Origin of the sequence: Coleofasciculus sp. G3-WIS-01 (assembly GCF_040223135.1) — a bacterium.
GTDB lineage: Bacteria > Cyanobacteriota > Cyanobacteriia > Cyanobacteriales > Coleofasciculaceae > Coleofasciculus.
The window spans coordinates 67,065-85,983 of sequence record NZ_JAVJZI010000196.1 but is presented as its reverse complement, the minus strand read 5'-3'; the positions used below and the strand labels follow the sequence as shown (position 1 = coordinate 85,983).

General features: G+C 44.6%; 17 protein-coding genes. 9 read left to right on the top strand and 8 right to left on the bottom strand.

Translation table 11 applies throughout. The features are described from left to right. Nucleotides 1-332 precede the first annotated feature (332 nt). The 4 genes from RIM23_RS20445 (at nt 333) to RIM23_RS20430 (ending at nt 8,001) form a co-directional block, all read left to right on the top strand. A complete protein-coding gene (locus RIM23_RS20445) occupies nt 333-4,502 on the top strand; it encodes an Hpt domain-containing protein (RefSeq protein WP_446368935.1) in 4,170 nt (1,389 codons plus the stop codon). A 245-nt stretch (nt 4,503-4,747) separates the two neighbouring features. Beyond that, a complete protein-coding gene (gene cheB, locus RIM23_RS20440) occupies nt 4,748-5,815 on the top strand; it encodes a chemotaxis-specific protein-glutamate methyltransferase CheB (protein WP_446368934.1) in 1,068 nt (355 codons plus the stop codon). Between the two features lie 18 nt (nt 5,816-5,833). Further along, a complete protein-coding gene (locus RIM23_RS20435; RefSeq protein WP_446368933.1) occupies nt 5,834-6,946 on the top strand; it encodes a CheR family methyltransferase in 1,113 nt (370 codons plus the stop codon). Continuing rightward, nucleotides 6,943-8,001, top strand: a complete 1,059-nt coding sequence (locus tag RIM23_RS20430) for a chemotaxis protein CheW (RefSeq protein WP_446368932.1) — start codon at nt 6,943-6,945, stop codon at nt 7,999-8,001. The genes RIM23_RS20435 and RIM23_RS20430 overlap by 4 nt, the downstream gene beginning before the upstream one ends. Nucleotides 8,002-8,012: 11 nt before the next feature. On the opposite strand, the gene RIM23_RS20425 is transcribed toward RIM23_RS20430, so the two are convergent. Further along, nucleotides 8,013-9,245 (bottom strand): RNA-guided endonuclease InsQ/TnpB family protein, encoded by a 1,233-nt coding sequence (locus tag RIM23_RS20425; protein ID WP_446368931.1) that lies wholly within the window; start codon nt 9,243-9,245, stop codon nt 8,013-8,015. Nucleotides 9,246-9,475: 230 nt separating this feature from the next. Between RIM23_RS20425 and RIM23_RS20420 the strand changes: the two genes are divergently transcribed. Together RIM23_RS20420 and RIM23_RS20415 are read left to right on the top strand one after the other, a co-directional pair. Then, the gene (locus tag RIM23_RS20420; RefSeq protein ID WP_446368930.1) at nt 9,476-10,873 is read left to right on the top strand and encodes a GTP-binding protein; all 1,398 of its coding nucleotides are present in this window, start codon (nt 9,476-9,478) and stop codon (nt 10,871-10,873) included. 140 nt (nt 10,874-11,013) lie between these two features. Beyond that, complete coding sequence (locus RIM23_RS20415) at nt 11,014-11,136, top strand: hypothetical protein (RefSeq protein WP_446368929.1); 123 nt, start codon at nt 11,014-11,016, stop codon at nt 11,134-11,136. Between the two features lie 56 nt (nt 11,137-11,192). Here the strand turns inward: RIM23_RS20415 and RIM23_RS20410 are convergent, their stop codons facing one another. From RIM23_RS20410 to RIM23_RS20385, 6 genes are all read right to left on the bottom strand, one after another. After that, the gene (locus RIM23_RS20410; RefSeq protein ID WP_446368928.1) at nt 11,193-11,423 is read right to left on the bottom strand and encodes a hypothetical protein; all 231 of its coding nucleotides are present in this window, start codon (nt 11,421-11,423) and stop codon (nt 11,193-11,195) included. Nucleotides 11,424-11,669: 246 nt separating this feature from the next. Then, a complete protein-coding gene (ispE, locus tag RIM23_RS20405) occupies nt 11,670-12,668 on the bottom strand; it encodes a 4-(cytidine 5'-diphospho)-2-C-methyl-D-erythritol kinase (protein ID WP_446368927.1) in 999 nt (332 codons plus the stop codon). A gap of 97 nt (nt 12,669-12,765) precedes the next feature. Then, a complete protein-coding gene (gene rsmA, locus RIM23_RS20400; RefSeq protein WP_446368926.1) occupies nt 12,766-13,602 on the bottom strand; it encodes a 16S rRNA (adenine(1518)-N(6)/adenine(1519)-N(6))-dimethyltransferase RsmA in 837 nt (278 codons plus the stop codon). Between the two features lie 139 nt (nt 13,603-13,741). Next, nucleotides 13,742-14,710, bottom strand: coding sequence for a CBASS cGAMP-activated phospholipase (locus RIM23_RS20395; RefSeq protein ID WP_446368925.1), 969 nt, complete (start codon nt 14,708-14,710; stop codon nt 13,742-13,744). Nucleotides 14,711-14,873: 163 nt separating this feature from the next. Next, nucleotides 14,874-15,134 (bottom strand): zinc ribbon domain-containing protein, encoded by a 261-nt coding sequence (locus RIM23_RS20390; protein ID WP_446368924.1) that lies wholly within the window; start codon nt 15,132-15,134, stop codon nt 14,874-14,876. Between the two features lie 2 nt (nt 15,135-15,136). Then, nucleotides 15,137-16,366, bottom strand: a complete 1,230-nt coding sequence (locus tag RIM23_RS20385) for an RNA-guided endonuclease InsQ/TnpB family protein (protein WP_446368923.1) — start codon at nt 16,364-16,366, stop codon at nt 15,137-15,139. Nucleotides 16,367-16,536: 170 nt separating this feature from the next. Between RIM23_RS20385 and RIM23_RS20380 the strand changes: the two genes are divergently transcribed. The 3 genes from RIM23_RS20380 (at nt 16,537) to RIM23_RS20370 (ending at nt 18,032) form a co-directional block, all read left to right on the top strand. After that, a complete protein-coding gene (locus tag RIM23_RS20380; protein ID WP_446368937.1) occupies nt 16,537-17,055 on the top strand; it encodes a phosphoribosyltransferase in 519 nt (172 codons plus the stop codon). A gap of 160 nt (nt 17,056-17,215) precedes the next feature. Further along, nucleotides 17,216-17,653, top strand: coding sequence for a rhodanese-like domain-containing protein (locus RIM23_RS20375; protein ID WP_446368922.1), 438 nt, complete (start codon nt 17,216-17,218; stop codon nt 17,651-17,653). A gap of 190 nt (nt 17,654-17,843) precedes the next feature. Continuing rightward, entirely contained in the window at nt 17,844-18,032 is a 189-nt protein-coding gene (locus RIM23_RS20370; protein WP_446368921.1) for a hypothetical protein, read from the top strand. A gap of 51 nt (nt 18,033-18,083) precedes the next feature. Here RIM23_RS20370 and RIM23_RS20365 read toward each other — a convergent pair whose 3' ends face one another. After that, a complete protein-coding gene (locus RIM23_RS20365; RefSeq protein ID WP_446368920.1) occupies nt 18,084-18,791 on the bottom strand; it encodes a hypothetical protein in 708 nt (235 codons plus the stop codon). Nucleotides 18,792-18,919 lie beyond the last annotated feature (128 nt).

The following is an 18,919-nucleotide window of genomic DNA, read 5'->3' as shown; positions in this document are numbered from 1 at the left end:
AGATACCCGCCATGTCGCTACTGGCAGAAGGGTGAGCAATTTAGAGTCGCGCCATGGCGCGACTGGAAGTAGGGGGAGCAATGTAGAGACGCGCCATGGCGCGACTGGAAGTAGGGGGAGCAATGTAGAGACGCGCCATGGCGCGTCTGGAAGTATGGGGAGAGAAAATTATATCTATGAAATCAACTTTGTATTACCATGCTACCACTGGAACATTCAGTCAGGGTGGGTTGAGTTACATGTCAGGGTAAGAAACGATAATAGTAAAACCCGCCCCGACAAACCCGATCTCTGTTCCCTAACTAAGGACGAATGACAAATGACGAATTACAATGACAATGATAGACGATGAAGAACTGCGAAATTTGTATAAAACGGCGGGCAAAGAACGTCTAGAGAAACTCGCTGTCGGTTTGCAACATCTACAAAAAAACCAAGAAAATGAGACAACTTTAGAACAGTTGCTGCGAGACGTTCACAGCCTAAAAGGAGACTCCAAAAGTTTAGGCGTTGAGGCTGTAGAAACCCTTGCCGATCGCATGGAATGGACTCTGGGACGAATTAAACGCCAAAAGCTGGTTTTTTCGCCCTCGGTAAGTCAAGTTCTTGATCACGGATTAGATGCAATTCGTCTTTTCGTCGCCGAAGCTGTCACCGGTCAACCCAGTGGTGTCAATTTAGCTGAGATACTGGATCAATTTCAACAAATGGCTGTTGAGCCAGCAGAGAAAGCCGTAGGTAGAGACGTGAAGGTGGAACGTCTAGAGGGAGAGGAAATGAGCGCAGGTAGAGACATTCCGGTGGAACCTCTATCATTTGAATTAGCCGAAAGCTATATCGATGATGATGAATTACGACAAGTGTATCAACTTGCTAGTGGTGAACGGTTGCAAAGCCTAGAGGCTGGATTACGTCATTTGACACAACATCCAGAAGATGAATCTATCTGGGAACAATTGCGCCGGGAAGCCCATACTATTAAGGGTGATTCTCGTAGTGTTGGCGTGGAAACCGTGGAAATTTTGGCTCATCCCCTTGAAGAAATTATCGAGAGCCTCAAATCTCAACCCACCGCGTTTACCCCCCAAGTTAGCCAAACCTTACATCACGGATTAAATGCTATTAGCAAATTAGTCCAAGAAGCCGTAACCGGTCAACCCAGTCTAGTGGATACCACTCAGGTGCTGGAACAATTTATGCTGGTGCTGGAAAATTGCCAACAATCGGCTGTGGCTTCTCCGGTTCAGGAGGATACTCCAAAAGAAGAATGTCTATCCTCTGAATTAGCAGAAATAGCAGAAAGCTATATCGACGATGATGAATTACGACAGGTGTATCAACTCGCTAGTGATGAACGGTTGCAAAGCCTAGAAACTGGGTTACGTGATTTAGCCCAAAATCCAGAAGACGAAGCCATCTGGGAGAAATTGCGGCGAGAAGTTCATAGTCTCAAAGGCGATTCTCGTAGCGTTGGTGTGGAAACCGTGGAAATTTTGGCTCATCCCCTAGAAGAAATTATCGAGAGCCTCAAATCCCAACCCACGGCTTTTACCCCCCAAGTTAGCCAAACCTTACATCAAGGATTAGATGCTATTAGCAAGTTAGTTCAAGAAGCGGTAACGGGTCAACCGAGTGTAGTGGATACGACTCAGGTATTGGAACAATTAATTATTGTACTCGAACATTGCCAACAACCGGCTGTGGCTTCTCCAGTTCAAGAGGAAGCCCGGTTTGTCGGGGCGGGTTTTACTAATAATGTTCACTTCACTCAACCCACTCCTACCCCTCAACTCGCCCCTAGCTTTATCGAAGATCAAGAACTACGACAGGTTTATCAACTCTGTAGTACCGAACGGTTGCAGATTTTGGAAGCTGGTTTACTGTATTTAGAAAAAGATCCTGATGATGAAGCTACCTTAGATCAATTATTGCGGGAAGCCCATAGTCTCAAAGGGGATTCTCGTAGCGTTGGTGTCGAATCGGTAGAAACCCTAACCCATCATATCGAAGAAATTTTTGATCGCATCAAATCTAAACAGCTTGGTTTTACTGTCAAAGTCAGTGAAAGCCTCTATGATGCATTAGAGGCAATCGGTCGCTTAGTTGATGAAGCGGTAACGGGTCAACTCCAGGGAGTAGATACGGCGCAAGTGCTCAACCAATTAATCGTCGCCATTGAGGCGTCAGCGCAATTACCCCCTGTGGTAACTGTCTCCAAATCAGCTACTCCGCCCATTTCTCCCCCGGCTTCCCTGACGATTGTGGGTTTACCTGATGTCCAATCCTCCCCATCGCAGCGCCCCCTCAGCGCTGCGTTGATTGAAGATGAGGAACTGCGGGACGTTTATAAACTCGCCAGCTTTGAACGTTTACAGAAACTAGAAACGGGATTACTGCAATTAGAAAAGCATCCTGATAATCAAACCATTTTAGACGAATTACTGCGAGAAGCTCATAGTTTAAAAGGAGACTCCAGAAGCGCAGGCGTTGAACCCGTTGAAGCTTTAATTCACCACATTGAAGAGATTTTAGGGGGGATTAAACTCAAGCCAACAATTTTAACCCCAGATATTAGCGATCGCTTGTATCAAGGATTGGATGCAATGGGTAAGCTGGTACAGGAAGCGGTGACGGGTCAACCAACGGGTGTAAATACTGTGGAGGTTCTCAATCAGTTACTAGAGGTTTCTCCCCCTAGCTTACCTGATGCTGTACCGATTCCGATTAAACCCCTTCCCCCTCAACCCTCGATACCCAAAACGCCAGGAATTAGTGACGCCTACCGTATCGATACAATTCGCGTTCCCACTCGTGAGTTGGATACTTTAATGGCGCAAGCTGAGGAACTGAATGTAACTAAACTTCGCATTGCATACACAGCATCAGAAGTTGAGGAACTGGTGACACTTTGGCAAGAATGGAAAGCCTTTTATCGTCAAGCCCGATCCGGTGAGGCGATAGCCAATGAAATTAACCCATTCCAAGAACGCTTAGACCAAAAGATTAACGCCTTGCGAACCGCTACTCAGGATAATACCACCAATTTGGATTTAATTGCTGAGGATTTACGGGAGAGAATTCAAACCCTCCGACGATTACCCCTGTCTACCATTTTCCAGTTGTTTCCGCGTGTGGTGCGGGATTTAGCCCGGAAACAGGCTAAACAGGTAGAGTTAGTGATTGAAGGGGGAGACACGATGGCGGATAAAAATATTCTGGAGGATATTAAAGATTCTTTAACCCATCTGATTCGCAACGCGATTGATCATGGGGTGGAAACACCTGAGGAACGCGAGAAAGTGGGTAAATCTCCAGTGGCAAAAATTTGGCTCCGGGGTAATTTAATTGGTAATATGATTGTCATCGAAGTCGCCGATGATGGGCGCGGGCTTGACTTAGAACAAATTAAGCAGACGGCGATTAAACGCAAACTTTACCAACATGATGAGCTGGAAAGGATGAATTCCAGCCAAATTTATGAACTCATTTTTGCCCCAGGATTCTCCACGCGAACCTTTATTACCGAAATTTCTGGTAGGGGGATTGGCTTGGATGTGGTACGGACAAATATTGAACGACTCAAAGGCGCGATCGCGATCGAATCAACTCCCAATCAAGGAAGTAGGTTCCGTATCCAGCTTCGCACAAGTTTGGCAACGGTTAATGCGTTATTTGTTGAGGTTCAGGGAATTATCCAAGCTCTCCCCATTGAATTTGTCCAAACCAGTTTACTCCTTTCTCCTGATGAAATAGAAACCATTGATGGGCGCGAGAGTTTAAAGTGGATGGATCAAAGGGTTCCTGTCGCCAATCTCGCTGATGTATTGGAACTGTCAAACTCACCAAGCTACGCCCTTACCGCCAAAAAAGAAGCGCCGATTTCTGAGTTGCGATCGTGTATTCTGCTTAAGGTTGGAGAGGAACTCTCTGGGTTTTTCGTGGATCGCCTTTTGGATACCCAAGAAATCCCCCTCAAACCTCAAAGTTTGTTATTAAAGCGGGTGCGAAATGTTTTGGGTGCAACTATTCTCCCCACGGGGGATGTTTGTATGATTCTCAATCCGGCTGATTTAATTAAATCGCTGCAAAAACAAAGTCCCTCAACGGTTTCTGTTCAAACTAAGACGGTTGTGCAAGCTAAACCTACCATTCTTTTAGTCGAAGATTCCCTTGCGGTTCGTACTCAAGAAAAACGACTTTTAGAACGAGCGGGATATGAAGTGGTGATTGCTGTCGATGGATTAGAGGGTTATACAAAACTCAGAAGCCGTCATTTTGATGCGGTGGTTTCTGATGTAGAAATGCCTCATTTAGATGGGTTATCGCTAACGGCAAAAATTCGCCAGCATCCAAAGTATCAAGACTTACCGATTATTTTGGTAACCACTTTGGATTCAGAAGCAGATCAACAACGGGGTGCCCAAGCAGGAGCGGATGCTTACATTATTAAAGGTAAGTTTAACCAAGCATTTCTTTTAGAAACCTTAAGCCGACTTGTTTAATTGAGTTAAGTTTGTACGTAGTTGGCACTTTAGTGCCTTTATCGCTAAAGCGATTACTACAAAAACCTTGTTTAATTGAGTTGGATTTGTACGTAGTTGGCACTTGAGTGCCTTTATCGCTAAAGCGATTACTACAAAAACCTTGTTTAATTGAGTTAAGTTTGTACGTAGTTGGCACTTGAGTGCCTTTATCGCTAAAGCGATTACTACAAAAACCGAGGATATAACCGAATAAATAATGAACAATGACGATTAAAGTTTTATTAGTTGAAGACTCCAAAATATCTTTAGTGATTCTCAGACGAATTCTGAATGAATTCCCCCAAATGGAGGTAGTCGGAGAAGCTCCAAATGGGTTAGAAGCGTTGAAGCTAATTCCTAAAGTTCAACCCGATGTGATTTGTACTGACTTGCACATGCCTCAGATGGATGGGTTGGAATTCACCACTGAAGTGATGAGTCACTATCCTAAACCGATTCTAGTCTTAAGTGTTTCAGTACAGCATGAAGATACCCATCATATCTTTGATGTTCTCGAAGCAGGGGCTGTCGATATTTGTCCCAAACCGATTGCTGGATTAACCATGAATAATCAGGCATTTAATCGAGAATTAATTAATAAAATTATTGTCCTGTCTGGCGTTAGAGTATTTAAGAAAAAACCCAAGCTTTTAGTTAAACCTAAGCCGATAAATCTGCAATATCTGACGTTTGCTCCAGCAAAATCATATCCGAAACCTAAAATAATTGCCATTGGCACATCAACTGGTGGACCTCCGGCGTTGCAGGAAATCCTTTCTCAACTTCCAGCTAATTTTTCCGTTCCAATAATTTGTGTTCAGCACATTTGTCAAGGTTTTTTACAGGGGTTAATCGATTGGTTGTCTGCTACGTGCAAATTACCGATCAAGATTGCCCAATCTGGATATAAACCTCAACCGGGAATCATTTATTTTCCCCCAGAACAACATCATTTAGAGTTAAATAATCAGGGTGATTTTGTTTGCTCAGATAAACCTGCTTTAGACGGGCATCGTCCATCAGTAACGGTAACATTTGAGTCTGTCGCCAAAGTATACGGCAAGAAAAGTACAGCAATATTATTAACAGGAATGGGTAGAGATGGAGCAAAAGGAATGTTAGCAATTGCCCAAGCTGGTGGGTTAACCATTGCTCAAGATGAAGCCACCTCAATCATCTTCGGGATGCCCAAAGAAGCCATTGATTTAGGGGCGGCTAGGGAAGTCTTACCCTTGGGCGCGATCGCGCCGATGTTGCTGGAACTTTTACAAAAACAGTCGATTGTACGGTAAACCGATTAGGTAATGAATGTGTCAACACCATACTGGTTAAGTCCTAAAATAAAACAAGCCTTTATTCGCTTAATTGCTCACCATACTGGTTTAATCATTAGAGAGCGAGATCAAGCCGCTTTACAAGAGAAAATATTCGCTAGAATGAAGGAGATTAAACTAACATTTCCTGAAGATTATTACCTGTTGCTGAATTGTCCCACTTGGGAAGCTGAGCAAGAGTGGAAAAATTTGGTTGTTTTGCTGACTAATCTGGAAAGTTACTTTTTTCGAGATAAAGAACAGTGTAGTTTGCTCAGAACTAAAATTTTGCCTGAACTGATCCAGCGTCATCAGGGAGATAAAACCTTACGTATTTGTAGTGCGGGATGTTCAACGGGAGAAGAACCCTATTCCCTGGCGATTCTGCTGAACGAATTAATTCCTGATATCAAAACCTGGAATTTAAGAATTTTTGGTATAGACATTAATCAAGATGCCTTAGAAAAAGCAAAACAAGGAAATTACAGAGCTTGGTCATTGCGAAGTATTGAGCCGCAGATTAAACAGAATTATTTTCAATTCATTGACAATCACTACCAGATTGAACCCAAAATTAAACCCTTAGTCAAATGGCAACAGCTCAATTTAGTTAAAGATCCTCTACCGCAACCTAACTTAGATTTACAGGATTTTGACTTAATTATTTGTCGAAATGTCTTTATTTACTTTGAATCCTCCGCCATTGCCCAAGTTTTGGATAAGTTTTACCATGCGCTCCAACCCTTAGGATATCTGATTACTGGTCATTCTGAACTGTATGGTCAAGTTTTAAAGCAGTTTCAAACCAACGTTTTTCCCGAATCCCTGGTTTATCAACGTCAGACTGAGAGTTTAGTTTATACGCCTGTGGGTGATGTTCCTAGCCCACTAACTTTGGATACGGAAGACGATTATACCTTAGCCTTTCATCCGGAAACACTTGAAGATGACCTAAAAAAAAATACGATTAAAATGCAGCATGTGGCATTGAATCTGCTCAAGCAGTTACCGCCAGATACTCACCTGCAAAAACTGGGTAATTTAACGGCATCTGAACTGATTGAACAAGTCGAATCCTCATTAAATATTATTGAACAAGATTCTCTATGAAAGACAATTCCTATTTTATCTTTGGTTTAAATGATCGGCTGTATGGAATCAGCACAGCTTACGTAGAAGAAGTCTTTCCGCTCCCAGAGTTTGTATCCATTCCAGAAGCTCCGCGTAAAATGATTGGCGTGGTTAATTTGCGTGGAGAAATGATACCAGTTACCGATTTTAATCAGAGTTTAGGCTTACAATCATCGGACTACCGTTTAACTGACAGTGTTATCGTTCTAAGACGAGAAAAAACCAAACTTGGAATTATTGTCAATCAGGTTTGTGAAGTCCTGACGATAGCCCCAGATGAAATTACAACTGAACTTGCTCCGCATCAAACTGTGACGGAAAACGGCGTTATTGGTGGACTCACACGCCACGCTGGTGATATCCTTATTTTAAGTGATCCTGAAAATTGGTTAAGCTCGATAGACAGCCACACATTTAACCTAGTCGAGAACTATCTCACCCAAGAAACTCCATCGAGTCAATTTAGTGAAGAAATCCTCGCCAAACAAGCCGTATTTGCCCCGAATGCGACGCCGGAAGAACGAGAAATTTTCCGAGAACGAGCCGATAATCTAAAGCTTCCATTCGAGAGCCAAGATTTAACCCTTGTAAAATCGTTAACGATTATTGTCTTAAATCATCAGTTATTCGGGATTGATTTAGGAATCGTGCGGGAGTTTACCGAAATCCAACAAGTGACTCCCATTCCTTGTTGTCCCCCTCATATTGTGGGAAACATGAATCTGCGCGGGGAAATTGTCACCTTAGTGGATATTCGCCCGGTGTTGAATTTGCCCTTAGCGGCGATAACTCCAAGTTCTAAAGCGCTGATTGTGGAGGTTGAGGAGATTTTGGCGGGTGTGATTGTGGAAGATGTGCGTGAATCGATGTTCCTGCTAAATCCGCTCCAGATCATCGCCGTGACACCTGATACAAATAGCATAAATCATGAATATTTGCAAGGAGAAGCGGTCTATGCTGAAAAAATAATGAGCATTCTGGACTTAGGGAAAGTTTTCTTGAATGGTGGCTTAATCGTTGAGCAAGGGATGTGAACTACTCAGGCTTACTTCGTAGAAGCCTGAGCTTCTGATCTCACTGGGGATTGCGTCAACTTAGACTTACGTCCAAGCTTCGGTCTCACATCCCCTCCATCAGCAGCAGTCCCAGTCCCTGAGACCGATAAAATCCTGATGCCTTCCGCTCTGATATTTGCTGAAGCGTTGCCGTCTCTATCGTGGTGAGTTCCACAACTAGGACAAGTCCATGACCTAACCTCTAAGGGCATCTCAGCCACTTGATAATGGCAGTTTGAGCAGAGTTTAGAACTAGGGAACCATCGGTCAATTTCTACCAATACTTTGCCCTCAAATTCAAGCTTGTAAGATAAGAAGTTGACAAACATCCCCCAGCCTACATCAGAAATAGATGCAGCTAGTTTATGGTTACAGACCATGCCCTTAGTATTCAAGCTTTCGACTACAATGACTTGGTTTTCGTCAACAAGCTTTCTGGATAGCTTATGTAAGTAGTCTTGACGGACATTACTAACTCGTTCGTGAACCTTAGCCACCAGCTTTCTGGCTTTATCTCTTGATTTGCTTCCCTTCTCCTTTCTGTCTAATTTCCGTTGCTTGCGCTTAAGGTTGCGCTCATGTTTGGCTAGGTGCTTGGGGTTAGCGTATTTAGAGGTCTTGACACCATCATTGACAATAGCAAAATCCTTTAACCCTAAATCAATCCCAGCTACTTTGCCTTCACTTCGACTTCGCTCAGTGCTAGCGGGTGGGTTATCCCCTTCTACTTCGGTCAAAACGGATGCATAGTATTTCCCCGATGGAGTCATACTAACCGTTACTGTTTTGATTGTCCCCTCAATTGGTCGGTGTATTTTAGCTTTGACTTTTGCCACGCGACCAGGAAATTTGAGGCAACCATCTACAACTTTTACTGACTGGGGATACTGAATGGACTGCTTATTTCTTTTTGCCTTAAACCTAGGGTATCTAGCCCTACCCTCAAAAAAGTTCTTATAGGCAGCCACTAGGTTGAGTGTAGTAGCTTGTAATACCTGAGAGTAGCATTCAGACAACCATTCAGTATCCTCCTGTTTTTTGAGCTTAGGTAAGAAGGCATTCAATGCTGAACGGGTCAAACCTTTACCTGTTGCCTGGTAAGTTTCAATGCACAAATTGAGTGCATGATTCCACCACCAACGGCTACAGCCAAAGTGTTGAGCTAGTATCACTTGTTGTTCAGTTGTCGGATATAGCCTAACTTTGACAGCTTGATGTCCCATCGCCTTTACCTCCTCTTAGCACTATATACCATTTAGGCTAAGCTTGTCCAGAAGATTGGAAATTGAGGAACGAAATTTCCCGGTGTCCATCCTCACCCTCCTGAGCCTGCGAAGGATCTGCTGAGGGTGAGGACTTCCGCGATTACGTTAAAGAATCCTGAGTCGTAGCCGAAACATCTAGCGCTGATTATACGAAAATAGAACTGTAGCCCATCCTTTCCCATTTAACCTTGAGTCAATCACCATCCTCTGCCCCTAAACCCAGCCGAAACCACCAGGACTACTATATTCACCGCGCTCGTGCGAGTTTGCGGCATACCTTGTCCTGGTACAACAACCTGCATCACCGCCGCCCACATCCGGATGTGGAACTGCAAGCAGCATTACAAAATGAACTGGAGGTATTGCAGTTTAGCTTGGACAAACTTGACCAAAGTGTGATTCGCATTGCCACCTTTGGTTTAGTCAGTCGCGGTAAATCCGCTGTCGTCAATGCTTTGCTGGGTCAAAAAATCTTACAAACGGGTCCCCTGCATGGGGTAACGCAGTGGCCCAAGTCGGTACATTGGACGCCCGGTGGTGAGGGGAAAGTGCTCTTAGAGTTAATTGATACGCCGGGATTGGATGAGGTTCAGGGAGAAGCACGGGCGCAGATGGCGCGACAGGTGGCTTCCCAGGCGGATTTAATTTTATTTGTGGTGGCTGGGGATATTACCCGCACGGAGTATCAGGCATTGTCTGAACTGCGTCAAGCCCAAAAGCCTCTGATTCTCGTATTTAACAAGATTGATTTGTATCCAGAACAAGATAGAGACGCGATTTACCAGCAACTGCAAGAACTAGGTACAGGCAGTCCCCGCGATCGCCGCTTACAAAAGATGTTATCACCTGAGGAGATCGTCAGGGTAGCCGCAGAACCGTCACCCATACAAGTGCGAGTGGAATTGCCTGATGGAAACGTCAGTTATGAATGGGAAACCCTACCGCCCCAGGTGGATGAGTTGAAGCAAGCTATTTTAAAGATACTCAATCGCGAAGGGCGATCGCTGTTGGCACTCAATGCCCTGTTTCAAGCCCGAACTGCTCAAGTTAACATTGCCCAGAAAACTGTTGCACAACGTAAAACGGAAGCCGAAGATTTAATCTGGCGCTTTGCTAAGTATAAAGCCCTGGCAGTGGCGCTCAATCCGATTGGTGTCTTGGATATTTTAGGTGGAACTGTAGCAGACTTGGCACTGATTCGTTCCTTATCCCGACTCTACGGTTTACCGATGACGAGTTATGAAGCAGGAAAACTATGGCGCAAAATATTAATTAGTTCCGGGGGCTTGCTTTTGGGTGAACTGGGAAGTAGTGCACTGTTGGGAATGGGCAAAAGTGCCTCGGCTGTTGTCAGTACAGTAGATAGTATTGGCGGAATCACGGCTTATGCTGGAGTTGCTGTTACTCAAGCTGGGATTGCCGGGTATGGGGCATACACGGTTGGTCATGCGGCGCAAGTCTATTTAGAACAAGGCTGCACTTGGGGACCTTTGGGTGCGAGTCGTGTAATTCAAGATATTCTCAATCAAGTTGAACCGGATATGATTCTCTATCGCCTGCGACAGGAACTGGGTCAACACTTATAGCAACCGCCATAGCGGTTGGGACACATCATACCAAATCCGCCTTTATTACCCCCTTTTGCCACGGCGATTGAAATCGCTGCTACACAAACTTTCGTCCGCCTGCGCGGACTGGTTTATAACGGGGGTAGCGTTCCCCGGATTTGGTATCATTTGTTCCAGACGTTCCGCCGGAACGTCTGGAACAACAGTTCCCTTGTCCTAATCGGTGTGTCTACTGCTATATCTTAGTGCAAAAAGGCTTAGCCTACTCAATGGTGGAATAGGTTGTAGGTTGGGTTGATCTAGGAAACCCAACAAAATCTAGGGTTCGCATCCCTGACTACGAACCCAATGGTGTATTTTCTTGAGCGCGGCTGTGCATTGTCTGTTGCAAGTGTTCATCTTTCTCGCGCTGCTGGGTTGCTGATTCCCGCGTTTGCTGTTGAGTCGGGCTATCAGCAGAGGGAACTTCAACCTCTTCTTCTGCACGGTTGAGCATGTTTTGTTTCAATTGCTCGTCGGCGAGACGCTCTTGAGTAGCAAGTTTCCGGGCTTCGTTTTGGGTATTCATAATTCTATTCTCCAAATTCTTTACACGGCAATGGTTGTCGGATTTTTCCCTTGTTCAGATCAGCTCTTGCGTCTGATCCGACGAAAGCATCCGAGCCTATTGTCTTTGGTATCAAGATTTCCGCCTCCAGATCGTCCCCCAAAAGGGGGAAGTTGTGGTGATGTGATCATAAATGACAAATTTAAACAATTTTAATTTGGCTCTTCCCCTATTCCCAGATGTTCCACGCCTTACGTCTCTACTTTCCTATTCTCTATTTCCGATAAATAAGGATTTCTGGGGGGAGATAATCTGAATCCCATGACTGGTAAACTTACTCACCCAAAACCCTAAATCTGGACACCGAATCGCTGACTGAACTTGTTGTAAAATTTCTTGGGCTTGTTCCTGGGACTGACAAAGGGCAAATACCGTAGGTCCTGAACCGGACATCATTGTGCCTAATGCACCGCTATTTTCAAAGGCTTGCCGCAGTTGCAAGACTTGGGGATAGTTAGGCAGCACAACTTTTTCTAAATCATTGTATAGCAGTTGACCAATTTTTGATCCATTTTTATTTATAATACCTTGAACCATAGAACCTGAATGTACGCGAGTCGGGGTATTTAAAGGTTCAGTTGCTATTGATTTGGATGCTAGATCAGAACGCCTATAAGAGTTGCCAAACTCAGACCGATAGGTTTGATAAGCCCAAGCTGTGGAAACAGCTAAGTTCTGATGCTTAGCTAACACCACATAGAAAGAATCCAGACTGGGTAAGGGATCAAGTTCTTCGCCTCGCCCCGTTGCGATCGCGGTTCCCCCAGCTAGACAAAATGGCACGTCTGAACCCAGTTTCGCGGCTAACTCTTGTAATTCTGGCTGCGTAAGTCCAAGTTGCCAGAGCATATCCAATCCTACCAAAACGGCTGCAGCATTCGTAGACCCTCCTGCTAATCCAGCCGCGACGGGAATATTCTTTTGAATCGTGACTTCCACACCCCCAAACTGCGCCCAGCAATCGGGAAACTCTTGACTCATCAATTCCACAGCCCGATAAGCCAGATTGGTTTCATCCCGGGGAACTTGCGGGTGATCGCAGTGAACTTGAATGGTTTGAGTACCAATAGCGCGGATGTTAACTTGATCAGCGAGTTCAATGCTTTGCAGGATCATCGCCAGTTCATGATACCCATCGGCGCGATCGCCTAGTATTTCCAGATACAGATTAATTTTGGCAGGGGCGATTAGGGAATAGGAACGCATGGGGGAATTATGAGTTATGAATTATGCATTATAAATTACATTAAATGAGTCACTCGTGCAGGGCGGGTTTAGTCTCGTTATCGGAAATCGACAAACCTTATCCCCCGGCTTCCCCTACTCCCGCATTTAAGCGATTGGCAAGAGTAACCCATTGAGTAACGCTCAAGTCTTCAGCACGCGCTTGGGGATGACTATCTAATTGTTCCAGTAATTGGTTAATTGTATCGCGATCGCATACAGATTTGAGGTTATTTCGCAACATTTTCCGTTTACTGGCAAAACCCAGCTTGACTAAGGTTTCTAGCTTTTGGGGATTATCGGCTGAGGGTTCTACAATTCGGGGATGCAAGCAGACTACGGCTGAGTCAACTTTGGGCGGTGGGGAAAAGGCTTTGGCTGGGACATCACAGATCCATTCACAGTCTGCCAGATATTGCACCCGCACCGATAACGCGCCAAATTCCTTGCCACCTGGTTTAGCACATAATCGTTGCGCCACTTCTTTTTGCACCAATAGTACAATTAACTCAAAGGCGGGAGCAACGGGTTGGGCGATGGTTCCCAAGAGCGTTTGCAAAATTGGTCCTGTGATGTTGTAGGGAATATTAGCAACGACTTTATTCGGATAATGGAAATGAGAAAAGGCGGCGATATGTTCGGCTAAGTTAAGGGAGAGAATATCCCCTTGTAATAGTAAGAAATTTTCCTTTTGACCTAACTTTTTTGCCAAAAGTTGGCACAAATCCCGGTCAATCTCAACAGCCACCAATGACTCCACCTCCGCCAGGAGTCGCCGCGTCAGCACACCCGTTCCCGGACCAATCTCCAGCAGGCGATCCCTTGGCTGCAAGTCTGATGCTGTAATGATTTGATTTAGGGCTTTTTCACTACGCAGCCAATGTTGCGCGAATTGTTTACGGGCTTTGGGTTTCATTACTCAATTATTTTATATTTTAAGATAAGCTAGGGCGGGTGCAAGTTGCTCAGTTGTTGGCAACAAGCTATTGAGTCCCTACCCGCCCCTACAGTGACTAAAGAGAGCCTGCTGATGACAGACGTGCCATGGCATGTCTCTACTTATTACTTATTAAAAAATTCTTCAGCACCTGTTGGTTTTCCGCAATGTAATCTCGGGAAAACATGGTAAGATTGGCAATATTTCCCGGACTGGCGTTGTCGATTTCAAAACTCATAATATCGGGTTGTAGGCGCAGGTAGCGCTGAACGTCTGGATTACCTAAGTCCTTAGAAGTCATGATCTGCCGGGTAATATAATCGTGAATATCAGAAGACGCATCAAATAATACGTCAATTAGGCGTCCTTGCCATCCCCATTGTGCCAATCCCCAGCCGCGTGTCTCCTTCCAGGGAAATGGACGGCCAGAATTGCCAGTGCCAATTGAGAGTACAGAAATATCTTGAATTGAATAATTTAATCGTAGCGCTTCTGCCAGAGCTGCCGCAGCCGGATTGTTGGCGCCAACGCCACCATCGATTACAGAATATTCTCGACTCGATGTTTGTAAAAGGTGAGCCGGAAAATAGGTTGGTGCAGATGAGGAACAGACGCAGGCTTCCCATAAAGGAATATTGAAAAAATCTTGGTCTTCACGCCAACTTTTAAACACAATGGGTTTTCGCCCGATTGTATCGTAGGCAATAATCATCAGTTGGAGGGGGTTCTCAATATCCGATAGTTTTGTTGATCCAAACTCTTCTTGCAACACTTTAATTAAGCCGTCGTCTGGGTAGAGCGGTGCTGAAAGACCGTGTTGAAACACTAATCCCAACCGCTGGCGGGAAAAGCGACCTTGATAGGGAAAAATTCTTGCCCCCTTCTCTCGATATAGCCTAATAATCTCCTCGCTTTTGCGTCCAATGGCGATAGCTGAGGCGAGGATTGAACCGGTAGATGTGCCGGCAATCAAATCGAAATATTGGTTTAAAGGTTGGTCGAGAACTCGTTCAACTTCTGCTAAGATAACGGCTGAGATAATGCCGCGAATGCCACCACCATCTAAGCTTAAAATTCGGTAGGTCATTTTTAAATGTCTCCCAAAATCTAGTTGTACTGTAACTTATATTACACTTTTAACCGAAACAACTAAGTAGTCAATCAAGAGGGAAGGGGGACAAAAGGATGGACTTAGTATTTTTTTACTTCACATTTATAATTTATGTCGGTGACATCCTCCTACACCGACCCTAGGGGTACGGTGTAGGCTTCCTTTGTCGCCGCCCTAGAGAACGACGCTTCCGGCGTTTTATAGTGGGGAATATGCAAAAGCCCACTTTCTTGATGTTAATGGCAGCGTTCCAATCTCTGTCCAGCACAAACCCACATAAACAGTGGTGAATTCGTACTGATAAATCTTTTTGTTCAACGCGATTACAACAAGAGCATACCTGGCTTGTGTTATGAGGTGTACGGGCGAAGCATTTACGAATACAAGTTATGCAATTCATTACTACCTTTTCTCCGTAAAGGCTTCGCCCCTACCCACCAATTTACCAGGCAATCGCCGTTTGTAATTGAGAATTGAAAGGAATTGACCCCAGCCAGCGTCATTGATTGATTTGTTTAAACCTGACTTAGCGCTTTGTCCGTTTGGTAAATATTTCCCATCTTTGTCCTGTTTTGGCTTGTTTTTTCGGGATAAGTTCCCTGGCTTGATGTCTTCGACAAAGAACACCTTCTCATCCCGGCTCACCAGTCGAGTCGCAGATTCATAATGAAATTGCTTTCGCTTCCGCTGTAACTTTTGGTGATGCTTCGATATTTTTTTCGCCAGCTTTCGCCGTGATGCCGACTTATGCGGCTTCCCATCTTTGCGGTTAGCCAACCTTGCCAACTTCGCCTCGGACTGGCGGTAATGTTGTTGAATAGGCTCAATTTCCCCATCCGATGCCGTTTGTAAGGGCGAAGCATTTGCGGAGTTTAGTGAGCGGTTAGTTGCACAAGTTGTCAGCGCAAATGCTTCGCCCCTACCCAAACCAACGTCCAATCCAATGGAGTTCTCTTCTGTTGCTTCTATCTCTGGTGGCTTAAAGAAGGGGATAGATTTATCCTCTAGGGTTAAGCAAATATACCAACCATCTGCTTTGTGGGAAACTAGCGCCGCTTTGATAGTGAATCCTTTTGGGATTGGGCGATGGTAGATTAGTTTTACCTGACCCACCTTGGGTAGGTTGATATAGGCAAGATCCCGTCCTGTACCGCCATTTTTGCGCCGATGCGGGTTAACAGTAAAACTCAGGCAATCAGCTTTTAGTTTAGGGATAGAAACTGTCCGGTATCGCCGCACTGATTTAAAGCGAGGTTTTCCGCTTCGCTTCCCATTTAAATCGCCTTTAATAAACCGATTAAACGTATCTTCTACCCGCTTAATTGCTTCCTGGATTACCTGGGAATGAACCCCTTCGTACAGGTGTTTATTCGATTCCCTTGACCAATGGGTTGCCCGTTTCTGCGAGTAATAGGTTGGCTGGTCTTTGAGTTCTGGTAAATAAGTTACAAAAATTGGACAAGCATTGACAGGTGAGCGTAATCGCTCCCACCAGTTAAACCGTTCTTCCAACATCAGATTGTGTATCCGGCACAACTTGTACAGCCATTCATTTAGCCGATAAGTTTGTTGCCTATCCGGCACAATTCTATACTGGTAATTCAGTTTAAATGTGTCTTTGCTTCGCTTCAATTTTTATCACCTCCTTAAGTTCAATTATAACTCACACTCTACACAGGCGATTCATCTCACACCAACAAAGATTATGGTGTGAGATGAATCGCCGATCAAGCTAAAATTATTTTAATTTGGGATTTAAGGGAACCATGGTATCCCGATTTACCCTTTACTGGATGCTGCTGATGTCAGACCTTTATGTCTCTTGGTCAGAATACCATAAAAAAATTGAACTCCTAGCCGTCAAGATTTATCAAGCCAACTGGGAGTTTAACCAAATTGTCTGCATTGCTAAAGGAGGACTGCGGGTTGGGGATATCCTCTGCCGAATTTACAACAAACCCTTAGCGATTCTTTCAGCATCGTCTTATGGGGGTTCCCAAAACCGTGTCCGAGGTGAAATCACCTTTTCCCACCATCTGACGATGATAACGGAAACATTAGGGAATCGTGTGCTACTTGTGGATGATTTAGTGGATTCTGGCGTTAGCCTGCGGGAATCGATGCATTGGCTAGAGAAACGGTATGGGAATGAATTAGAGATTCGCACGGCGGTTCTGTGGTACAAAGCTCACTCCCTGATCACTCCTGATTATTATGTAGACTATTTATCCGCCAATCCCTGGATTCATCAACCCTTTGAACCTTATGAAAATATAAGTCCAAATGAGTTAGCCGCAAGCTATTTGCTCAAGGAAGCGTGAAGTATCCTAAAGACGGATAGGGAACTGGAGCGAAAACTGTTAAGCATTTTCACTCATCAGACCGCACTGATGAGTGAAACCTTACGTCTAAAGAAAGAGGTTTACAGGAGGCAAATCTGATTATGGTGAAGTGATTAAGATTTATCACCACACAACTATTATGTCAGACCCACAAACAACAAATCCCATCTCCCAGGCAAAAGAAAATGTGGCTGAGGCAATTCCTACCCCAGCATCACCCCAGCAGATGCCAGAGTCTAGCGCTCAAGCACTCAAATCCCGCCTACAATGGGGTGAACCTGCTTTGACAATTTTGGATGTTCGCGATCGCGCTGCCTTTAACCAAGCTCGGATCAGGGGTGCGGTGCCGATGCCGATGGACGAATTAACTGATCGTGCCATATCCAGTCTCGAACCGCAACGTGAGATCTACGTCTACGGTGACAATGATCAACAAAGCAATCAAGCCGCCGCAAAACTGCGGGAAGCGGGTTTTGTATCTGTATCTGTCCTCAAAGGTGGATTAACGGCTTGGAAAGCAATTTCTGGTTCAACAGAGGGTCCGGCTGAGCAACTGCCGAGCAACTTTAACTTGTGATCGGAGTTTGGGGGAAGTAATATCATGTCCGGTTGAATACCCATAATTACGGTGAGGGTGAGTAGGGGCTTGGTAACCAAGTCCCTAAATTTTTATTAGGGGTGATGGGTCTTATTGCCAGTTTTAGCCATAACTTGGCTGATAATCCGCACAATTTTTAGCCCGTTCTATAATCGGTGGTATCCTAGTCATGCCATTATCCTTAACAGGTCAGTCAATCCATAGCTTAATTATCTATAGCTGTGAGAAGATTTTGGCAAAACGCGATCGCGCAGGTGCAATACAACCCCCACTCCTAATTTCTGTAGCGTTGACGACGAAATTCAATCACATTTTTCTTGAGCTTAACCTAATAGCCGTCATATCGATAGCCGCTTAAGGTTTTTTACCTGTTTATAAATATGCTTTAATTCATATTAATAAAACGAGTTTAACCTGAACAAAACTGCTGACGAGTCATCTGAAGAAAGTCAGTCAAAGCCATTGACGGATTTTCCACACTGTACGCCTGTTGCAACACATCCGCCCACATCTGACGAGTGGCAAAATACTGGGCTTTAGCGTAAGCTATCTCCTCGGTTGATGCTCTATCGTCTTGCAATTGTGCCTCTATAGTCATCAAATCAGAAGAGATGCGATCGCGTGTTGGTTGATCCACCATCTGAAAGGCTAGCCGATAAAGGGGAACAGAGTCCTGATTAAATAATACCCAAAAATAACGCTCTCCCGGTTGCAGCGCTTCCCCATCATACAAAAGCATATCCTCTGATGGACTCACTTGTTTACTCCACACCACATCCTGGGTAACATGCTGCCACAGTTCAAGTTTGCCAATCTCTTCTCCCTCTTTAAGTCGCCACATAAATAATGGGCGATTACTCCAAACTAAGGGAATGGCTAAAGGATTGTAGGCTGGAGAAATGGGACAAACGGAACCACGACTTCCTCCCGTTCTTCCCCGCGCTGGGGGTTCAGTGTTATTGTTGGATGATGAGTTGGTTTGATATAAATCTAACCACAGAAAGCGTTGACGTTGAGCCAGGGTTATCCTTGGTATGAATAGCTGATATCCAACGAGCCAACTGATTAAAGTTATTGACAATAAACCTAAGGGTAAAATCTTTTTGTTATTTGTCATTTATTATTTGTCATTTGTTATTTGTCATTCAAACGGGGCGGGTTTAATGACATCAGGGGGGCAAACAATGATAATAGTTAAACCCGCCCCTACAAACTCACATTAGTTGACCGAGGGATGAAAATTCT

Coding starts and splice junctions, on each gene's coding strand:
- RIM23_RS20445 (WP_446368935.1), top strand. CDS start 333: ATGACAATGATAGACGATGAAGAACTGCGAAATTTGTATAAAACGGCG.
- cheB (WP_446368934.1), top strand. CDS start 4,748: ATGACGATTAAAGTTTTATTAGTTGAAGACTCCAAAATATCTTTAGTG.
- RIM23_RS20430 (WP_446368932.1), top strand. CDS start 6,943: ATGAAAGACAATTCCTATTTTATCTTTGGTTTAAATGATCGGCTGTAT.
- RIM23_RS20425 (WP_446368931.1), bottom strand. CDS start 9,245: ATGGGACATCAAGCTGTCAAAGTTAGGCTATATCCGACAACTGAACAA.
- RIM23_RS20410 (WP_446368928.1), bottom strand. CDS start 11,423: ATGAATACCCAAAACGAAGCCCGGAAACTTGCTACTCAAGAGCGTCTC.
- ispE (WP_446368927.1), bottom strand. CDS start 12,668: ATGCGTTCCTATTCCCTAATCGCCCCTGCCAAAATTAATCTGTATCTG.
- rsmA (WP_446368926.1), bottom strand. CDS start 13,602: ATGAAACCCAAAGCCCGTAAACAATTCGCGCAACATTGGCTGCGTAGT.
- RIM23_RS20395 (WP_446368925.1), bottom strand. CDS start 14,710: ATGACCTACCGAATTTTAAGCTTAGATGGTGGTGGCATTCGCGGCATT.
- RIM23_RS20390 (WP_446368924.1), bottom strand. CDS start 15,134: ATGAATTGCATAACTTGTATTCGTAAATGCTTCGCCCGTACACCTCAT.
- RIM23_RS20380 (WP_446368937.1), top strand. CDS start 16,537: ATGTCAGACCTTTATGTCTCTTGGTCAGAATACCATAAAAAAATTGAA.
- RIM23_RS20375 (WP_446368922.1), top strand. CDS start 17,216: ATGTCAGACCCACAAACAACAAATCCCATCTCCCAGGCAAAAGAAAAT.
- RIM23_RS20370 (WP_446368921.1), top strand. CDS start 17,844: ATGCCATTATCCTTAACAGGTCAGTCAATCCATAGCTTAATTATCTAT.
- RIM23_RS20365 (WP_446368920.1), bottom strand. CDS start 18,791: ATGACAAATAACAAAAAGATTTTACCCTTAGGTTTATTGTCAATAACT.